General features: G+C 39.9%; 15 protein-coding genes, 9 tRNA genes and 4 pseudogenes. 4 read left to right on the plus strand and 24 right to left on the minus strand.

Going from position 1 to position 17,483, the window contains the following annotated elements:
* Window positions 1–121: 121 nt before the first annotated feature.
* The 19 genes and pseudogenes from ACU8V8_RS08950 to ACU8V8_RS09040 all read right to left on the minus strand — a co-directional run bounded on the left by ACU8V8_RS08950 (window position 122) and on the right by ACU8V8_RS09040 (window position 12,593).
* Window positions 122–197 (minus strand) — tRNA-Lys (locus ACU8V8_RS08950).
* Window positions 198–268: 71 nt separating this feature from the next.
* Window positions 269–344 (minus strand) — tRNA-Lys (locus tag ACU8V8_RS08955).
* Between the two features lie 71 nt (window positions 345–415).
* A tRNA-Lys gene (locus ACU8V8_RS08960) sits at window positions 416–491 on the minus strand.
* A gap of 78 nt (window positions 492–569) precedes the next feature.
* Window positions 570–645: transfer RNA gene (locus ACU8V8_RS08965), tRNA-Lys, on the minus strand.
* 78 nt (window positions 646–723) lie between these two features.
* Window positions 724–799 (minus strand) — tRNA-Lys (locus tag ACU8V8_RS08970).
* A 78-nt stretch (window positions 800–877) separates the two neighbouring features.
* Window positions 878–953 (minus strand) — tRNA-Lys (locus ACU8V8_RS08975).
* Between the two features lie 77 nt (window positions 954–1,030).
* Window positions 1,031–1,106: transfer RNA gene (locus ACU8V8_RS08980), tRNA-Lys, on the minus strand.
* A gap of 90 nt (window positions 1,107–1,196) precedes the next feature.
* Window positions 1,197–1,272: transfer RNA gene (locus ACU8V8_RS08985), tRNA-Lys, on the minus strand.
* Window positions 1,273–1,440: 168 nt separating this feature from the next.
* Complete coding sequence (gene ybgF, locus ACU8V8_RS08990; protein WP_446889525.1) at window positions 1,441–2,193, minus strand: tol-pal system protein YbgF; 753 nt, start codon at window positions 2,191–2,193, stop codon at window positions 1,441–1,443.
* A 13-nt stretch (window positions 2,194–2,206) separates the two neighbouring features.
* Complete coding sequence (gene pal, locus ACU8V8_RS08995; protein ID WP_421959330.1) at window positions 2,207–2,749, minus strand: peptidoglycan-associated lipoprotein Pal; 543 nt, start codon at window positions 2,747–2,749, stop codon at window positions 2,207–2,209.
* Window positions 2,750–2,783: 34 nt separating this feature from the next.
* On the minus strand, window positions 2,784–4,142 hold the full coding sequence (tolB, locus tag ACU8V8_RS09000) for a Tol-Pal system beta propeller repeat protein TolB (RefSeq protein ID WP_446889526.1): 1,359 nt from the start codon (window positions 4,140–4,142) through the stop codon (window positions 2,784–2,786).
* Window positions 4,143–4,151: 9 nt separating this feature from the next.
* A pseudogene (gene tolA / locus ACU8V8_RS09005) lies at window positions 4,152–5,082 on the minus strand (cell envelope integrity protein TolA).
* Between the two features lies 1 nt (window position 5,083).
* A pseudogene (gene tolR, locus ACU8V8_RS09010) lies at window positions 5,084–5,517 on the minus strand (protein TolR).
* On the minus strand, window positions 5,504–6,205 hold the full coding sequence (gene tolQ / locus ACU8V8_RS09015; RefSeq protein WP_087534448.1) for a protein TolQ: 702 nt from the start codon (window positions 6,203–6,205) through the stop codon (window positions 5,504–5,506). Before tolQ ends, tolR begins: the two are co-directional and overlap by 14 nt.
* An 876-nt stretch (window positions 6,206–7,081) precedes the next feature.
* The gene (ruvB, locus tag ACU8V8_RS09020; protein ID WP_446889527.1) at window positions 7,082–8,089 is read right to left on the minus strand and encodes a Holliday junction branch migration DNA helicase RuvB; all 1,008 of its coding nucleotides are present in this window, start codon (window positions 8,087–8,089) and stop codon (window positions 7,082–7,084) included.
* 7 nt (window positions 8,090–8,096) lie between these two features.
* Complete coding sequence (gene ruvA, locus ACU8V8_RS09025; RefSeq protein ID WP_446889528.1) at window positions 8,097–8,717, minus strand: Holliday junction branch migration protein RuvA; 621 nt, start codon at window positions 8,715–8,717, stop codon at window positions 8,097–8,099.
* A gap of 2 nt (window positions 8,718–8,719) precedes the next feature.
* Window positions 8,720–9,244, minus strand: a complete 525-nt coding sequence (ruvC, locus tag ACU8V8_RS09030) for a crossover junction endodeoxyribonuclease RuvC (protein WP_256825870.1) — start codon at window positions 9,242–9,244, stop codon at window positions 8,720–8,722.
* A 144-nt stretch (window positions 9,245–9,388) separates the two neighbouring features.
* Window positions 9,389–11,891: pseudogene (locus ACU8V8_RS09035) on the minus strand (ABC transporter permease).
* A pseudogene (locus tag ACU8V8_RS09040) lies at window positions 11,881–12,593 on the minus strand (ABC transporter ATP-binding protein). The pseudogenes ACU8V8_RS09035 and ACU8V8_RS09040 overlap by 11 nt, the downstream one beginning before the upstream one ends.
* On the opposite strand from ACU8V8_RS09040, the gene ACU8V8_RS09045 reads away from it, so the two are divergent.
* The 4 genes from ACU8V8_RS09045 to ACU8V8_RS09060 all read left to right on the plus strand — a co-directional run bounded on the left by ACU8V8_RS09045 (window position 12,594) and on the right by ACU8V8_RS09060 (window position 14,862).
* Window positions 12,594–13,214, plus strand: a complete 621-nt coding sequence (locus ACU8V8_RS09045; RefSeq protein ID WP_446889529.1) for an arylesterase — start codon at window positions 12,594–12,596, stop codon at window positions 13,212–13,214.
* Window positions 13,215–13,321: 107 nt separating this feature from the next.
* Window positions 13,322–13,398: transfer RNA gene (locus tag ACU8V8_RS09050), tRNA-Pro, on the plus strand.
* A gap of 143 nt (window positions 13,399–13,541) precedes the next feature.
* Window positions 13,542–14,456, plus strand: a complete 915-nt coding sequence (locus tag ACU8V8_RS09055) for a zinc dependent phospholipase C family protein (RefSeq protein WP_446889530.1) — start codon at window positions 13,542–13,544, stop codon at window positions 14,454–14,456.
* 1 nt (window position 14,457) lies between these two features.
* Window positions 14,458–14,862, plus strand: coding sequence for a hypothetical protein (locus tag ACU8V8_RS09060; RefSeq protein ID WP_446889531.1), 405 nt, complete (start codon window positions 14,458–14,460; stop codon window positions 14,860–14,862).
* A gap of 37 nt (window positions 14,863–14,899) precedes the next feature.
* Here ACU8V8_RS09060 and ACU8V8_RS09065 read toward each other — a convergent pair whose 3' ends face one another.
* The 5 genes from ACU8V8_RS09065 to ACU8V8_RS09085 form a co-directional block, all read right to left on the minus strand.
* Window positions 14,900–15,823, minus strand: a complete 924-nt coding sequence (locus tag ACU8V8_RS09065; RefSeq protein ID WP_446889532.1) for a pirin family protein — start codon at window positions 15,821–15,823, stop codon at window positions 14,900–14,902.
* Between the two features lie 66 nt (window positions 15,824–15,889).
* On the minus strand, window positions 15,890–16,375 hold the full coding sequence (gene ycaC / locus ACU8V8_RS09070; protein ID WP_446889533.1) for an isochorismate family cysteine hydrolase YcaC: 486 nt from the start codon (window positions 16,373–16,375) through the stop codon (window positions 15,890–15,892).
* Window positions 16,329–16,511, minus strand: coding sequence for a hypothetical protein (locus ACU8V8_RS09075; protein ID WP_446889534.1), 183 nt, complete (start codon window positions 16,509–16,511; stop codon window positions 16,329–16,331). The genes ycaC and ACU8V8_RS09075 overlap by 47 nt, the downstream gene beginning before the upstream one ends.
* Before the next feature lie 52 nt (window positions 16,512–16,563).
* The gene (locus ACU8V8_RS09080; protein WP_446889535.1) at window positions 16,564–16,980 is read right to left on the minus strand and encodes a pirin family protein; all 417 of its coding nucleotides are present in this window, start codon (window positions 16,978–16,980) and stop codon (window positions 16,564–16,566) included.
* Between the two features lie 19 nt (window positions 16,981–16,999).
* Window positions 17,000–17,431, minus strand: coding sequence for a pirin family protein (locus ACU8V8_RS09085; protein ID WP_446889536.1), 432 nt, complete (start codon window positions 17,429–17,431; stop codon window positions 17,000–17,002).
* Window positions 17,432–17,483 lie beyond the last annotated feature (52 nt).

Below are 17,483 nucleotides of genomic sequence, written 5' to 3' on the forward strand. Positions count from 1 at the left end.
TCTCGACCACTTAAATCTACAGTGCATTTATGGGGCGAATTATACGAGAATATAAAGCTAAATAACAGTAGTCGTTACGAACTCAAAGGGAATAAAATATAAAAAGAAGGGATACCAAGAATGGTGGGTCATGATGGACTTGAACCATCGACCAATGGATTAAAAGTCCACTGCTCTACCAACTGAGCTAATGACCCGCTCTTGTGCTACTGATTGAAATAGCTGTTGCGTGAATCCGCCGATTGATACCACTCAATGTTACTAAGAATGGTGGGTCATGATGGACTTGAACCATCGACCAATGGATTAAAAGTCCACTGCTCTACCAACTGAGCTAATGACCCGCTCTTGTGCTACTGATTGAAGTAGCTGCTGCGTGAATCCGCCGATTGATACCATTCAATGTTACAAAGAATGGTGGGTCATGATGGACTTGAACCATCGACCAATGGATTAAAAGTCCACTGCTCTACCAACTGAGCTAATGACCCGCTCTGATTGTGCAATCTGCACTGCGTATATCCGCCGATTGATACCATTCAATTCTTAGCATAAAGCCAAATAAAGAATGGTGGGTCATGATGGACTTGAACCATCGACCAATGGATTAAAAGTCCACTGCTCTACCAACTGAGCTAATGACCCGCTCTGATTGTGCAATCTGCACTGCGTAAATCCGCCGATTGATACCATTCAACTCTTAGCATAAAGCCGAATAAAGAATGGTGGGTCATGATGGACTTGAACCATCGACCAATGGATTAAAAGTCCACTGCTCTACCAACTGAGCTAATGACCCGCTCTAGTTGTGCAATCTGCACTGCGTAAATCCGCCGATTGATACCATTCAACTCTTAGCATAAAGCCAAATAAAGAATGGTGGGTCATGATGGACTTGAACCATCGACCAATGGATTAAAAGTCCACTGCTCTACCAACTGAGCTAATGACCCGCTCTGATTGTGCAATCTGCACTGCGTAAATCCGCCGATTGATACCATTCACTCTTAGCATAAAGCCAAATAAAGAATGGTGGGTCATGATGGACTTGAACCATCGACCAATGGATTAAAAGTCCACTGCTCTACCAACTGAGCTAATGACCCGCTCTGGCGTTACAACTAAATGTAACTAAACAATACGTAAATCCGCCGATAAAAGACCATTCAAATGTTAACATAAAGCCAACTTTAAAATGGTGGGTCATGATGGACTTGAACCATCGACCAATGGATTAAAAGTCCACTGCTCTACCAACTGAGCTAATGACCCGCTCTTTTTGCCGCAATTTGAGTGGTTGAACCATTCGTTTGCTGCGGGCGCTTATAATACTTATTTAAAAAATGAGTGCAACAGAAAATGTCTCTTTTTTTAAGTTTTTATGTCTAGTTGACCAATTTTAGACCGCTTATGACAAAAAGCAGTCTAATCAAGCTCATTCTACATTTTTGCTAGGCGTTCTGTGGCCAATTTTGCAGCAGTGGTACTTGGGTATTGGTTGATCAGTTCGTTCAAGGTTTTTGTTGCTTGATCTGCTAATCCTTGTTCTTGTAACAAAGTACCTAATTTTAACATCGCATCAGGACGCTTGTTTGAATTAGGAAATTCGTTAACAACTACCCTAAAGTGCTCAGAGGCTTTCACCGAATCATTTTTGATAGTCAGTAATTGCCCTAACCAATAATGCGCATTAGAGGCATAGACTGATTCTGGGTACGTCGTTAAGAACGTTTGAAATTCAGGAATAGCTTGATCGTAACGTTTATCCTTCATTATTAATGCCACTGCACGCTCATAAGCTTCGTTCTCTGATAAGTCAGAGCTTATTGTTTGCGATGCTGATTGCTCGTTATAGACGGGTTGAGCGCTTTGGCTAGGTTGTGAGTAAGCTTGGCTAACACGGTTTTCAATTTCTTGATAAAGCTCGCGTTGGCGCTGAAGTACTTTTTCAAGCTTATAGCTTTGTTCTTCGGTAATACCACGAACTTGGCTAACTTCATCTTGAAGTACATTCAGCTGTTGCTGTAATTCAACTTGTAATAAATTTCGTGACTGCATCATATTTTCTAATGCAGCTAGGCGTTTCTCAATACTTGATTGTGAACTTGCAGCTTCTGAAACAGGAGCGGGAGCAGCCCAAATTTGGGTGCTCCCGCTCAATATCATGGCTGCCAAAATAATTTTCGGCTTCATAATTTCTCTAATCTTAGTAAACTAGTACCGCACGGCGGTTTTTAGCGAAAGCTGATTCAGTACGTGACTTAACCATTGGCTTCTCTTCACCATAGCTCACAACTGACATTTGGCTAGCTGAAACACCTAAACTTTGTAAGTATTTTTCAACTGCTTGGCCACGGTGCTCACCAAGTGCAATGTTATACTCTGGTGTACCGCGCTCATCTGCATGACCTTCAATAAGTACTTTAACTGATGGGTTTTGTACTAAGAACTCAGCGTGTGCGCGTAAAAGCTCGCCATACTGACCTTGAATAGTCGCTTTATCAAAATCAAAGTAAATTACTTGTTCTTGACGAAGTGCTTCGTATTTTTCACGAAGCTCTTCTTGTGCTTGCTGCTCAGGAGTTAATGTTGCTACTTCTACAGTATCGTTTTGCGTAGTTTGTTCAACAGTTCCTTGGTTTGATTGGTTTGCAGCACCTTCATCGATATCTGAAGATGAGCTACAAGCCGCTAAAGTCATAACTGGCACAGCGATTAACAGGCCTTTAAGTATTTTATTAAGTTGCATGAGTAGATTCCTATATTGAGTAAACTAGCAATTATTACTGCAAGTATGGCGACCAAGCTGGTGCCTTTACTTGTCCGTTTAGCACAGGTAAGCGTGCCTTAAAGCGACCGTCCATTGATACCAGCGCCAGTACCTGTTTATTATTATGAAGCGTGCTATAGATAATCATTGAGCCATTTGGTGCTATGCTCGGTGATTCATCCAAACGCGTTCGTGTTAATACTTGAAACGCGCCACTAGCCAGCTCTTTCTTAGCAAGATGGTACTGCCCGTTGGTTCGGTTAACCATCACTAATTCTTTACCGTCTGGAGTAATTGAACCTGCAAGGTTCATGTCACCATCGAATGTCATTCTTTGTGACCTACCAGTTTGTAAATTTAACTTATAAATCTGAGCATTACCACCCCTTTCAGAGGTAAAGAGGATTTCTTGACCATTCGGATGCCAAGATGGCTCGGTATCTATGCTACGGTGATTTGTAAGGCGCGTTTCTTTGCGCGTTTGCATATCTAACATATACACTTCAGTCGCACCGTTTCTGTCTTTAGATAATACTAATAATAGCTTTGTACCATCAGGTGAAAATTGTGGCGCTCCGTTAATGCCTTGGTGGCTGGTAACTAATTCACGCTTACCTGTGTATAAATCTTGGATATAAATTTGGCTTTGGCGATTTTCAAATGTTACATAAGCAAGCTTAGTTCCATCAGGAGACCAAGCAGGTGACATAAGCGGCTCTTTTGAACGTAATAGCACTTGCTCATTAAAACCATCGTAATCAGCAACTACTAGTTGATATGGCTTAGGCTCATCATCACGCACGATTACATAAGCAATTTTTGTTAAAAATGCACCGCGTTCGCCAGTTAGCTTTTCATAAACAACATCACTTATGCGATGAGCATAACGTCTAAAGCCAGTTTCAGAAATCACACTTTCACGTGCTTCTTGTACGTGATCTTGGCTTTTGATAAGTTTGCCGTTACTCATCATTTGAGTTTCGCCACCCGTGATCTGGCCACGAATAACATCAACAAGCTCATAACTCACTAAATAGCGCCCGTCTGTTTGCTGTTCTACATTACCAACTAATATAGCTTCCACACCCAAATTGACCCATGCAGAGTAATCAATATCACTGTCTTTACTCGGTAATTGCGGCATATCATTTATGCTAATAGGCTTAAATTTACCGCTGCGCATTAAGTCAGCGGCAATTACTTCACTGAGTTTTTGTGGTATTGGGCCCACACCATTGTATTGAAAAGGCACGATAGCAATGGGGCGTGCACCATCGATCCCTTCTGTAATGACAATTTCAAGTGCAGCATTAGCTACACTTGTAAAGCCAATAACTAAAATTAAACAAACTGCTTTTAACTGGTTGAACATACCATTCCTTTAAAATTGTGGCTTAATTGTTAAGTTAATATTTTTTAATTGCTCAAATACGTCTTTATCTTTCGATACGGGCAACGTGTCTGCCATACGAACCGCACGAAGTGCAGCTTCACACACCAATTTATCACCGCCTAACGATTTGACCTGAGTCACTAGGCCATTAAAACCTAAACGTATATTAACTCGACACTGTTGATTTTTCATTTTTTCGTCAATCAGCAGGTTTTGCTGAATACGCGCCATTATCAAGGCTTTATATTTATCAACTTCTGAAACGACCTGTTGTTGACGTACTTTATTACGTGCCGCCTGCTCTTTCGCTAATTGCTCTTGCAACATTTGCTCTTGCAAGGCTTTTTGTCGTGCTTGCTCAGCAGCTTCAGCACGTTTTTTTAGCCTCTAACTCTTGACGCTTTCGCTCTTCTTCTGCTTTTTTAAGCGCATCTTCTTCAGCTTTGCGTTTATCGGCGGCTGCTTTTGCTGCTTGTTCAGCTTCTTGCTTTTGTTTTTCGGCTTGTTGCGCTTTAGCACGCTCTTTTTGCTCTATTTCACGCGCTTTTTTAGCCTGAGCTTGTGCTTGTGCAGTTTCTTTTTCTTTTGCTCTGCGTTCTTGCTCTAACTTTTGATCCGTCTTGATTCTGCTTCACGCTGTTTACGAGCATCAGACGCTCGACGCTCTAAATCACGAATACGCTTATCTTCAGCACGTTTTTTTTTCATTTTCTTTACGCTTTAGTTCAGCTACTTTTTGCTCAACCATTTTTTGGTCGACAGTTACCGCAGCCACTGCATTTTCAGCCTCAGGCATAGCTTTAGAATTTAATGTCACTTCTAACACTTTAGGACTTGGCGTATGAAAATTTGCCGTACCAAACAATACACCTATAATTGCAAGATGTAATAATACTGACTTTATTACTGAAGCACCCATATTAACCTTTACTTCCTTCAAATGACTCAGTCATCAAACCAACTGAAGGTACACCCGCATTCTTTAAGAAATCCATTAATAGCAGAACTTCTTGATAAGATACTTTACCTGAGCCTTTAATCATCACTGGCGTTTCTGGGTTTTTCATCAATTGTAGTTTAATAACAGCAGCAACATCGAGTGCTTCCATTGGCTCTTCTGGATCAGTGCCAATACTTACATAATACTTACCCGCTGAGTCAATTGACGCAATAATAGGGGTGTATCTTTTGTATCGACTAAATCTGACTCTTCCATTTTAGGCAAATCAACTTTAACACCATGAGTAATTAAAGGTGCTGTTGCCATAAATATAATCAGTAGTACCAGCATTACGTCGATGTAAGGAACTACGTTTATCTCTGCAACAGGACGACGCTTCTTACGCTGATACATTCGCTTTTGCCTCTATTTGTGTAGCTGCTTGACGGTGTAGGATATTTGCAAACTCTTCGGTGAAGTTAATGTAATGAGATTCAAGTTTTTCAACACTATTTGCAAAGCGGTTATAAGCTATAACGGCAGGAATAGCGGCAAATAAACCCATGGCAGTTGCAATCAAGGCTTCGGCAATCCCTGGGGCTACCATTTGTAATGTTGCCTGCTTAACTTCACCAAGTGCGATAAAAGCATTCATAATACCCCATACTGTACCAAACAAACCTATATATGGGCTGATTGAACCAACGGTTGCCAAAAACGATAAACTTGATTCTAATTTTTCAATCTCGCGGGATAAAGCAACACGCATTGAACGATGGGTACCTTCCATAACAATGCTGGCACTTTGAAATGAGGTTTTCTTGTGACGAGCAAACTCTTTGAAACCTGCCACAAATAACGCTTCAATACCAGTGGCACTGCTGCGTGACGAAATTTCATTGTAGAGCTTACTTAAATCGATACCAGACCAAAACTTTTGCTCAAATCGTTTTGCATTTAACAACGCATCTGAAATAGCTTTTTTACGTTGAAAAATAATAGCCCATGACATAATAGACATGCCAACTAGCGCTAACATCACTAATTGTACCAATACACTTGCTTCGAGGATTAAATCTACAAAATTAATTCCTGATCCCACAATAAAACTCCCAATTCAATTTCTTGTTAAAGTCGTACTTTTTATAAAGTGCGACTATGACCAATAATATAGCCAATAGTTCAGGCTAGTGTATCCACTGCGCAGTGAACTGACAACGCTGTTGCTACGAATTAGCAGCAAAAAACGGTGAAAACCCAACTGAGTGCCTCTTTATTGTGCAACCGACGTAAAATAATAGATTACAGTTAAAACAACAATATTATAAAACAACAGCCTATTCGATTATTTATATCAAAAAACCGATAAAAACCCCCGCTTTATTCATTATCCGTGCATAAACAATCAAAAACCAACAAAACATTAAGACCAGCAAAAAATAAACTAATCTATAACAATAAAATACAAAGTATTAAAAACCTTAAATAACATAACGATAGATAATCATCGTGAATTTAATGACCAAAAAGAAAACAAATTAATTTTTTTTGATATTAGTTTTTTTAATCTGAAAATAAAATTTTTCTAGTTTGAACAAAACATCGCTTTTACGTATTATTCACTCATACCGAGCTAGCGCAGTAATAGCTAACACTATTAAGCACAGTTCTTCGTAATATGATTCTGATTTTTCGTATTACATCGCTTAAAGCGCTCATGATAAAACATGATTTAATTAAGCTGTATACCCTGGATTACTTCCTTCAACTTGTTGTTTGCCCGCATTCTTATGCGGGTTTTTTTTTGCCTACAGAAAACAGGTTCAAGCAAATTATGCTCTACACGATAGAGGTCTCTAGCTTAACTGCATGTGAATTTTTAATATTCTTAGTTTGTAACTATGGCAAGTAACAAACTTAGCGCCACACAGAAGTGAGCATAATACAGCTTTAACAACATAAAGCTGTATTAAGTAAATTAATCTTTCTTGGGGAGTAGACCAAAATGGTGATAGGCGTTGTCAGATACTATACGCCCTCGAGGGGTACGCTGAATAAACCCTTGTTGGATTAAGAATGGCTCTATTACATCTTCAATCGTTTCTTTTTCTTCACCAATCGCAGCTGCAAGATTATCAAGCCCAACTGGCCCGCCCATAAATTTTTCAATGATGGCGAGTAGGTATTTACGGTCCATGTAATCAAAACCACTTTTATCAACATCAATCATATTAAGTGCAAGCTCTGCAACTTCCGCATTCACAGTACCGTCTGATTTAACTTGAGTGTAATCGCGTACACGTCGTAATAACCGGTTAGCAATACGAGGGGTGCCTCGTGAACGTTTTGCGATTTCAGTCGCGCCATCATCACACATTTCTAAATTTAAATAATGAGCAGAACGGCCAACAATCGTTGATAAATCAGCAATTGAATAAAACTCTAACCGTTGCACAATGCCAAATCTATCACGTAACGGTGACGTTAACGACCCAGCTCGTGTAGTTGCACCTATTAGTGTAAATGCTGGCAAATCTAATTTTATTGAACGGGCCGCAGGACCTTCACCAATCATCAAGTCAAGTTGGTAATCCTCCATCGCGGGATAGAGAATTTCTTCAACTTGTGGACTTAATCGGTGAATTTCGTCAATAAACAGTACATCACCTTCTTCAAGGTTAGTTAGCAGCGCGGCTAAGTCTCCTGCTTTTTCAAGCACAGGACCTGATGTGGTTTTAATATTTACATTTAGCTCATTGGCGACAATATTAGCTAAGGTGGTTTTACCCAGCCCTGGAGGGCCAAATATTAATAAATGATCGAGTGCTTCATTACGGCTACGTGCCGCTTCTATAAATATTTCCATTTGCTGTTTGACATGAGGCTGACCAGTGTAATCTGCCAGTAATTTTGGCCTTATGGCGCGATCAACAACATCTTCGTTACTTTGCTCGCTTGCGTCTATGAGACGATCCGCTTCAATCATGGTTTACTCACAACATTGATTTTAGAGATTCTTTAATTAGATTCTCTGTAGACATACCAGGCTTACCAACAGCTTTAACTGTTTTTTGTGCTTGAGCTAGTTTATAGCCTAAAGAAACGAGTGCAGATACCGCATCGTCTGATGCATTATTTGCAACCAACGTATCGTTTGCAACCGGTTCAATAACTGCATTATCGCTAAATGGTGTAAATAAGTCATTACCCCAGTCTTTTAGTCTGTCTTTCATTTCAAGTACAAGGCGCTCTGCGGTTTTCTTACCCACTCCGGGTAATTTTACTAAGCTGGTTGCATCTTCATTATTTACACAACTGACAAACTGTTGCGCCGACATGCCAGATAAAATCGCAAGCCCAAGCTTTGGTCCTACCCCATTTGCTTTTAATAGTTCACGAAATAACGCTCTCTCTACCTTGTTATTAAAGCCAAACAATAATTGCGCATCTTCTCGTACCACAAAATGGGTATAGACTATGGTGTTTTCGCCAATATTTGGTAAGTCATAAAAACAGGTCATGGGCATGTTTACTTCGTACCCAACACCGCTGACTTCAATGAGTATTTCTGGCGCTTGTTTTTCAACTAACACACCATTTAAACGACCGATCATGTTTACTTCCTTAATCTTCCTCTAACGGTTTTTGAAGCACTACCCGCTAGTTTTATTAAATTTTGTTCAGAGTGTGCATGGCAAATAGCAATAGCCAACGCATCAGCGGCATCAGCTTGGGGAGTACCTGGTAAGTTTAAAATATTTTTAACCATCTGCTGGACTTGAGATTTATCAGCCCCACCGTGCCCTACAACTGCTTGCTTTATCTGCCGAGCTGAATACTCAAACACTGGTAGCTCAGCCATTGATGCTCCCACAATGGCTGCGCCTCTTGCTTGCCCAAGCTTTAATGCTGAGTCTGGGTTATGGGCCATAAATACTTTTTCAATTGCAAATGTGGTTGGCGAAAACTGCTCGATAAGCTGGCTAACACCTTGGTAAATCATTTTTAATCGAATAGGAAACTCATGTTCAGCCAATTTAATACAACCACTGCCTAAATAGTTAAATTTAGCGCCTTGATGCTCAATAACACCGTAACCCGTTAATCGAGAGCCGGGATCGATCCCTAAAATTATAGCCAAACGCTAACCTACACCTATAAATCGTTAATATGGCAATAATGCCAGAGCACTGTATAAATTACCAGTGCATTGTTAATTTTCAATAAATCAAAAAAATACCCGCTAATGCGGGTACTTCAAGTTAATAATAACGCAAATTAAAACTTACGCTAATGAGCGTAGCAAACCTTGCGTGTTTTTGCGCATTGTCCTGGCAATCATTAAATAACCTAACGCAGCTACAAATACACCGCCAGCGATAGGACCAATTAACCAAATATGAGGGTGTAATTTACCTGCCAGTTCAAACATTTCTCTTTGCACAATAAACAGAGCCACGTCGCTTATCAAAGCTGCAACAAACCCTGCAGTAGCCCCGAGCAGTAAAAATTCATACAAGGTGGCATTTTTTATTAACCTGCCTTTGGCACCCAAAGTACGAAGTATTACAATTTCTTGCATACGTTCACCAAGGCTTGCCTGCACTTGCGAGATAAGCACCAGTGCACCACATAAAACAACGATGGCTAATACAAACCCTATTGCGAGCGATACTTGAGATATAGTCGAACGTATTTGCTTAACAAAACTATCAACATCAATAGCATTAATAGTTGGATATGTGCGTAAAAGCTCACTAAAGTCACGTTTTTGCTCAGCTTCAATACGTACCGATGAGATATAGGTTGCAGGAAAGTCTGCCAATACATCTGGGCTCAAAATAATAAAAAAGTTAGGTTTTAATGTTGCCCAGTTCACTTTGCGAACGCTAGTGACTTTCGCGTCAAACGATTGAGCGCCAATTAAAAACGTTAACGTATCGCCAAGCTTAATATCAAGTCTATCAAGCATTGATTGTTCAACTGATGCCTCGGCAATTGCCTCGTCAGAAAACCACTGTCCATCAATAATTTCATTATGAGCAGGCGGCTCTGCGAGCCACGTTAAATTAAGCTCACGACCAATACCTGAGCGAGCTTCTTCATCTTTTTTCTCGTTATCTTCAAGTGAGACTTCGCGAGCAACAAGCTCGCCATTTACCGCATTAACACGACCGCGTATTGTGGGGTAAAATTCTGAAACAAGAATGTCTTTTTGCGCTAAGAACTTATTCACTTCAGGCAACTCAGTTTCAGTTATGTTGACTAAAAAAGCATTGGGTGCATCACTGGGAAGTTGTGACTCCCAATCTGAGATCATGTCATTTTTAAGAACAATCAAAAACAACAGTAATTTGATTGCCAGCGAAAAAACTAATTAACTGCACGGCATTGGCATTTGCCCGCTTTTGGATAGATGCAATTGCTAGCGACCAACTGTTACCGGGACGCAGGCCAAGCTTACGACCACCACCAAAAATGAGCCGCGACAAGCCAAATAACAAACCAATTAATACAAGAGTCGAGGCAAATAAAATAGCGGTTATCTTTAAGTTATTACTAAACAGCCACATTAACAAAAACACCGTAACGCCAGACATCGCTAAATGCACTTTACTCACTAATAATTTATCGCCTAAATTACGGCGCAATACCCTTAGTGGCGGTATATCGAATAAATCGAGTAACGGTTTAATTGAAAACATCACCGCACAAATTACACCCGTACCGATAGCGACTAACCATGGTTTAATACTCGCATCAGGCAAAGTGTTATTCATTGATTTAGCTAAATAATCAGTAGCAATACCTTGCAGAGCATAGCCAATTAATAGCCCAATCAAAACAGAGAACACACACACCATAGATAAGTGTAAAAGGTATATTTTACGGATTGTTGCACGGCTACCACCAAGGGTTTTCATCATCGCTACTGGATCATATTGACGTTCACAATAACGTTTTGCTGATACTGCAATAGCAACAGCCGCTAATATTATGCCTAATAACCCAGCTAATAATAAAAAGCTTTCGGCACGATTTAAGCTCCTAGCAATTGGCGACTGCCTATCTTTAACGCCATACCATTGCTGATTTTCTTTCATCTGAGGTTTTAACCAAGCATAAAAGTCGCTAATGTCACTTTCATCACCAGCGTATAATTGGCGATAATATACTCGGCTACCGGGTTGGATCACTTGCGTTTTCGCTATATCCGCTTCGTTGAGTAATACGCGCCGGCTACTTGAAAAGATATTAAAAGGTGCATCAGGCTCTTCCACTAATACTTTTTCGATAGTAAATTGCGCAGCGCCCAACTCAACTGAATCGCCAACTTTTACGTTTAATGCATAAAAAACAGACTCACTAAACCAAACATTACCAACATTTGGCCCTTGGGTTGCGACTTCGACGTTTGCAGTTAAACTTGATTTAACCTTAAGCTCACCTTTTAACGGATAATGCTCCGACACAGCTTTAACTGAGCTTAATTGCATTTCATCATTAGCAAAAAGCATGGTATCGAAATAAGTCAATGTGGCTGTTTTTAAGTTATAGCTACTTGCTTCGGCTAAGTAGTCGTCAGGTAATGCATGGCTACTTGCCAGCACACGGTCTGCAGCAATAAATGCACTACTCTTTTGTGCAATACTTTGACCTATTCGGTCGGTTACCATAGACAAAGTTAAAACGGTCAATACAGCTAAAGCGATCGCTGCACAGATCACCGTTAATTCACCGCGACGAAACTCACGGCTAAATAATTTTAACGCTAATTTAGCCCACATTAGCCACATCCTCACTGGTATCTTTTACGAGCTTACCCGCTTCTATTTGCAAAATGTGCTGACATTTTTGGGCGAGCGCATCATCGTGGGTCACTAGGATGAGCGTTGTGCCATGGGACTGGTTTAATTCAAACAGTAGAGATTCAATCATCTTACCGTTTTTGCTATCGAGGTTTGCTGATGGCTCATCAGCGAATAAAATTTTAGGTGTGCCTATAAATGCACGCGCAATGGCAACACGTTGCTGCTCCCCCCTGACAGCTGAGACGGATAATGCTCTATACGGTGGCTCAAACCTACTTTTTCAAGTAACTCAAGCGCTTGTTGTTTTGCATTTTGCTCCCCTGCAAGCTCAGCAGGAAGCATCACATTCTCAAGCGCAGTCAGGCTTTGCACTAACATAAAAGATTGAAATACAAAGCCAACTTTAGAGGCTCTTAGTGCGGCACGGGCTTCTTCGTCTAATGCATGAAGTGGTTCGCCATCTAAAAAGATTTCACCTTCGCTCGATTGGTCAAGCCCTGCCAGTAAACTCAATAATGTTGATTTACCAGAGCCTGACGTGCCCACAACTGCGACTGAATCGCCAGACTTGACATTAAAGCTGATGTCGCTGAGGATGGGCAAATCCCCTTCCAGGGTTGATACCGTTTTAGAAAGACCATTAACCTGAATAATATTTAATTGAGATAGCGCTGACATATGATGTATTCAATCCTACGTTTTATTTTCGTTTTACTGTTAGTAATCAAACCACTTACTGCAGCAGCTGACAACACAATTTTAATTTTAGGAGACAGTTTAAGTGCCGCCTACGGGTTAAAACAAGAACAAGGCTGGGTTAAATTGTTACAAGATAAATACGACGCTGAGCAAGTTAATATTCAGCTTGTTAATGCCAGTATCAGTGGTGAAACCACAGGTGGTGCTTTACGTCGCTTAAACAGCCTTCTTAATGAGTTTCAGCCTAGCCATGTACTTATTGAGCTTGGTGGCAATGACGGCCTGCGTGGCTTCCCGATTAAAAAGCTGCAAGACAATTTAACGTCTCTCGTACAAACTAGTAAACAAACGGGTGCACAGGTGGCAATAATGGAAATACATATTCCTCCTAACTATGGCCCACGTTATACAGGCATGTTCACAGAAAGCTTTGCTACCATAGCTAATGAAACAAATAGCTACTTAATGCCGTTTTTTGTACTTAAAGTCGCAACAGATAAAAGCTTGATGCAAAACGACAATATACACCCTAACAAAACAGCCCAACCAATTCTACGAGACGAGATGTATAAATCGATCAATGATTGGTTAAATGATTAAAATTGTCCTTAGAGCTAAGTATTTACACTTGGCTCGCTCAATAAACGTTCAAACAAACAAAAGCTTATTGATTTTTCAAAAATATTACGTATATTGCTTTCCAACGTCGGTATGTAGCGCAGCTTGGTAGCGCACTGTCATGGGGTGGCAGGGGTCGAGAGTTCGAATCTCTCCATACCGACCATTTATTCTTTTCTATACTCATCGCTCATTATTACTTCTCGCTTTACAACTAACAGCCATTATTTATAAACTTGTATTACTTAACTAATAAGTCAGCTATTGTAAGTTGTTAATACATTAGAGATTAAGTAGAAGGATTTACTCATGCCAGGTGCATTCGCACATATAACAGCTGCTAATTTAGCAACTGATAATAACGCCCTTTCAAGAATGAATATTCCAAATCACGCAAAATTCATCTTAAGCACAAACCAAAAATATATTGAATTAGGTTGCGTGTCACCTGATTATCCTTATCTAGCGGTTGGCAATTCAGAGCAAAATAAATGGGCTGATTTAATGCATTATCAAAAAACCGGTGATGTAATTAAAGAAGCTATAAAGTATTGCAAAAATCTAGAGGGAACAGCACAAGAAAAATGCTTTGCTTGGCTGTGTGGGTATATGTCGCATGTTGCGGCTGATATCACCATTCATCCGGTGGTCGAGCTTAAAGTGGGCCCATATGAGCAAAACCAAACTGACCACCGAACTTGTGAAATGAATCAAGACGCTTACATTTGGCCAAGGTTAAACTTGGGTGAAATTGGCCTTGCTGATCGCGTTCAACTTAATATTGGATCATGTACCAACCAGAATAACTGCCTTGATGAAGATATTAAAAAACTGTGGCAACATATTTTATCAAATATTCACCCAGACTATGCACAATCAGCAGCTCCTGATTTTGATGCGTGGCATTCAGGCTTTCAACTGGTTGTTGGTCATGCTGAAGAAGGATATAGACTTTTTCCATGGGCAAGGCATGTAGCGGCAAATAACGGGCTACTCTACCCTCGCCAAGATGAGATTGATTACTCTTATATTGAGCAACTTAATACCCCCAACGGACTAATGCATTACGACTTCATTTTCGATTTAGCTGTTAAAAATATAAGACATTTTATATCAATCGTTGCTAACGACATTTTTAATGATGAACAATGCAGTCAAATTTGTAACTGGAATTTAGACACTGGCAAAGATGAAAACGGCAATTTAACGGCATGGAATATTTAATATGAAAAAACTGATTATACTCTTTACTATAATTTTATCTGTTGGCTGCTCCCAGTTACCTAGTTCTCATGATCCTGAAAAAATGGCAGATCTTGCCTCACAATTAAAAGATATGTCCGCTGCTGTTGATGGAACATTAAAGTTTGGTTCTGAAGATTATACTGACCCACAAAAACTGCTATTAGCCGCAATAAGAGGCGATAAAAGCAAACTTGAACCATTTAAAAACTATCAGTTGAAAATCGTTATTCAAGAGCAAAACGCAGTCTTATTGCTGTGTGAAAAGGAAATATTACTAATTGAAGATGCTGGATGTACAGCTAAGTCAGATATTCAACATTGGCTGTCAGAGGACGCTAAAGCCTGTGAAGCCACTTTGAAAACTGATTCTGTATGTAAAAAATAATAAGTTTTCTTACCAGATTACATAACTACAGCTATCCCTATTTCCCCGCAACTGGGTATGGGATAAATTCATCTGCATCATTTACTATTTCTGGAAACTGCCTGTCGTCCCATAACTGTTTGGCCTGCTCTATTCGCTGCTTATTACTAGAAACAAAATTCCAATCAACATATCGCTTACCTAAACTTTCGCCTCCTATGAGTGCAATTTGGCTATCTTTATGTGCTGTGATTGTGACATGTTCGTTTGCATCGAGTACAACCATTGAATGTTCAGTTACTTGAGTGTTTTTTAACTTTAACTCACCAGAAACAACATACAAACCTCTTTGCGCAGCATTAGGCAGCAGCAATGATTGCCCTGCTTTTAAATACGATTCAATATAAAGTGTCGAGCTGTAAGTTTTTACTGGTGATGTAGATCCGAATGCTGTTCCTATCATTATTCTTACACTAACACCATCGATTTCCAATTGGGGTAAGTCTTGTGCGCGGTAATGATAAAATGCAGGATCCGTTTCTTCATCTTGTTCTGGTAAAGCTAGCCAAAGTTGTAAGCCATGTACCGAGTGCACTTGATTTTTAACCCTTGCAGGCTCTCTTTCAGAATGAACCATACCTGAGCCTGTTACCATAAGGTTTAAATCTCCCGGTCGAATAACCTGCTCACTACCAATTGAATCTTGATGTAAAATTTCCCCCTCAAATAAATAAGTTACCGTTGCGATATTAATGTGTGGGTGCGGCCTAACATTAATTCCTTCACCTGCTGCAAAGGTTGCAGGTCCCATGTGATCGAAAAATATAAAAGGCCCGATATTCTTTATGGCTTGATTAGGTAATGTACGGCGTACACAAAAACCGCCAAGGTTTTTTTCTTTTGGATGAACTATTTTTGTAATTGCACCACAACCTGCCTCAATATCACATGACATTTCAGTTATTTGGCTTTGACTACTCATTTTTATCCCCACTATAATATTTTGAAACAATAAGGCGTGTATTCTCACGCCTTATTTTATCTACTACTATGATTTAAATGTTGTATAACTGTTAATCAAATTACGGTAATCTGGTATATGGTTTGAGAACAGCTCTCCTAACCCTTCTACATCATTTCGCCAATCACGGTGTAGTTCGCATGCTAAACCAAACCACGACATCATTTGTGCACCTGCTGCTGACATTCGATCCCATGCGGCATCTCTTGTCATCGGATTAAACGTACCAGATGCATCAGTGACTACGAATACATCAAAGCCTTCTTCAATTGCTGATAAAACAGGAAATGCCACGCATACTTCTGTTACGACTCCAGCAATTATTAATTGCTTTTTACCTGTTGCTTTAATTGCCTTAACAAAATCTTCGTTATCCCATGCATTGATCTGACCAGGGCGAGCTATATAAGGCGAATCAGGAAACATTTGTTTTAGTTCCGGTACAAGGGGACCATTTGGCCCTTCCTCAAAACTTGTAGTAAGTATAGTTGGTAACTCCAAAGTAGTTAGCACAATCTGCCAGCGCTAACACATTATTTTTGAATTTATCGGGGTCAATATCTCTTACTAATGACAATAAGCCAGTTTGATGATCGACTAGAAGAACTGCTGCATCTTCTTTATCTAAACGAACATAAGGTTTAGTCATCTTCATTTCTCCTATATAAAAGTGTGCAATGCACCATTTGCATTTAGAAAACCTAAATGCGCGTTAAACGACCAAACTTTCCCGTTTGGTAGTCTGTAATCGCTTGTTTTATCTCAGCTTCGCTATTCATTACGAAAGGGCCATAACCAATAATTGGTTCATCAATTGGCTTTCCTGAAAGTATTAACAACTTACTATCACTAAGTGCTTCTATAGAAAGCCCATGATCTGATCCCGAAATAGCGAGTGTTTGATTATTAGATAAAATTTTTCCATTTAGTTTTAACTGTCCATCACGAACAACAACAATCGTTGTCCAACCATCTTGTAACGCAAGATGGTAGTGACCTGAAGTTTTGATTTCACCATCCGCCACTAAAATAGGACTGTGAGTTGATGCAGGTCCTTTTTTGTTAGCTAACTGCCCTGCAATGACACGTAAAAAACCGGTTTTATCAGGCAAAGCCACACAAGGGATTTGCTTTGCTTTAATTTCTTTGATATTTAGGTGCAGACATCTTGTCGACCTTGGGTAAGTTGACCCATAACTGCATCATTTCTAATACGCCCCCTGTTTCAGCAAAGGCGTTTGAATGAAACTCTTTGTGTAAAATTCCGCTTGCCGCTGTCATCCATTGCACATCACCTTCACCAATTACACCTTGCTCACCAGTAGAATCTTTATGTGCGACTTTTCCTTGATACACAATAGTGACTGTTTCAAAACCTCGATGCGGATGTTCACCAACACCGCGTTGATGCTCAGTGGGATAAAATTGCATTGGTCCAGCATGATCAAGTAACAAAAACGGGCTAATAGATTTTCCCTGTTGCTGATATGAGAATAATGTTTTTACCGGGAAACCATCTCCCACCCAGTGCGAATCGGGAGTAGAAAAAACACGTTCAACTTTTTTCATTACTGACTCCTATTGTTTAACGTGCTTATTAGTTTAGTTTTTAAATATAAGT

The sequence above is a fragment of the Pseudoalteromonas sp. SaAl2 genome (assembly GCF_052947895.1).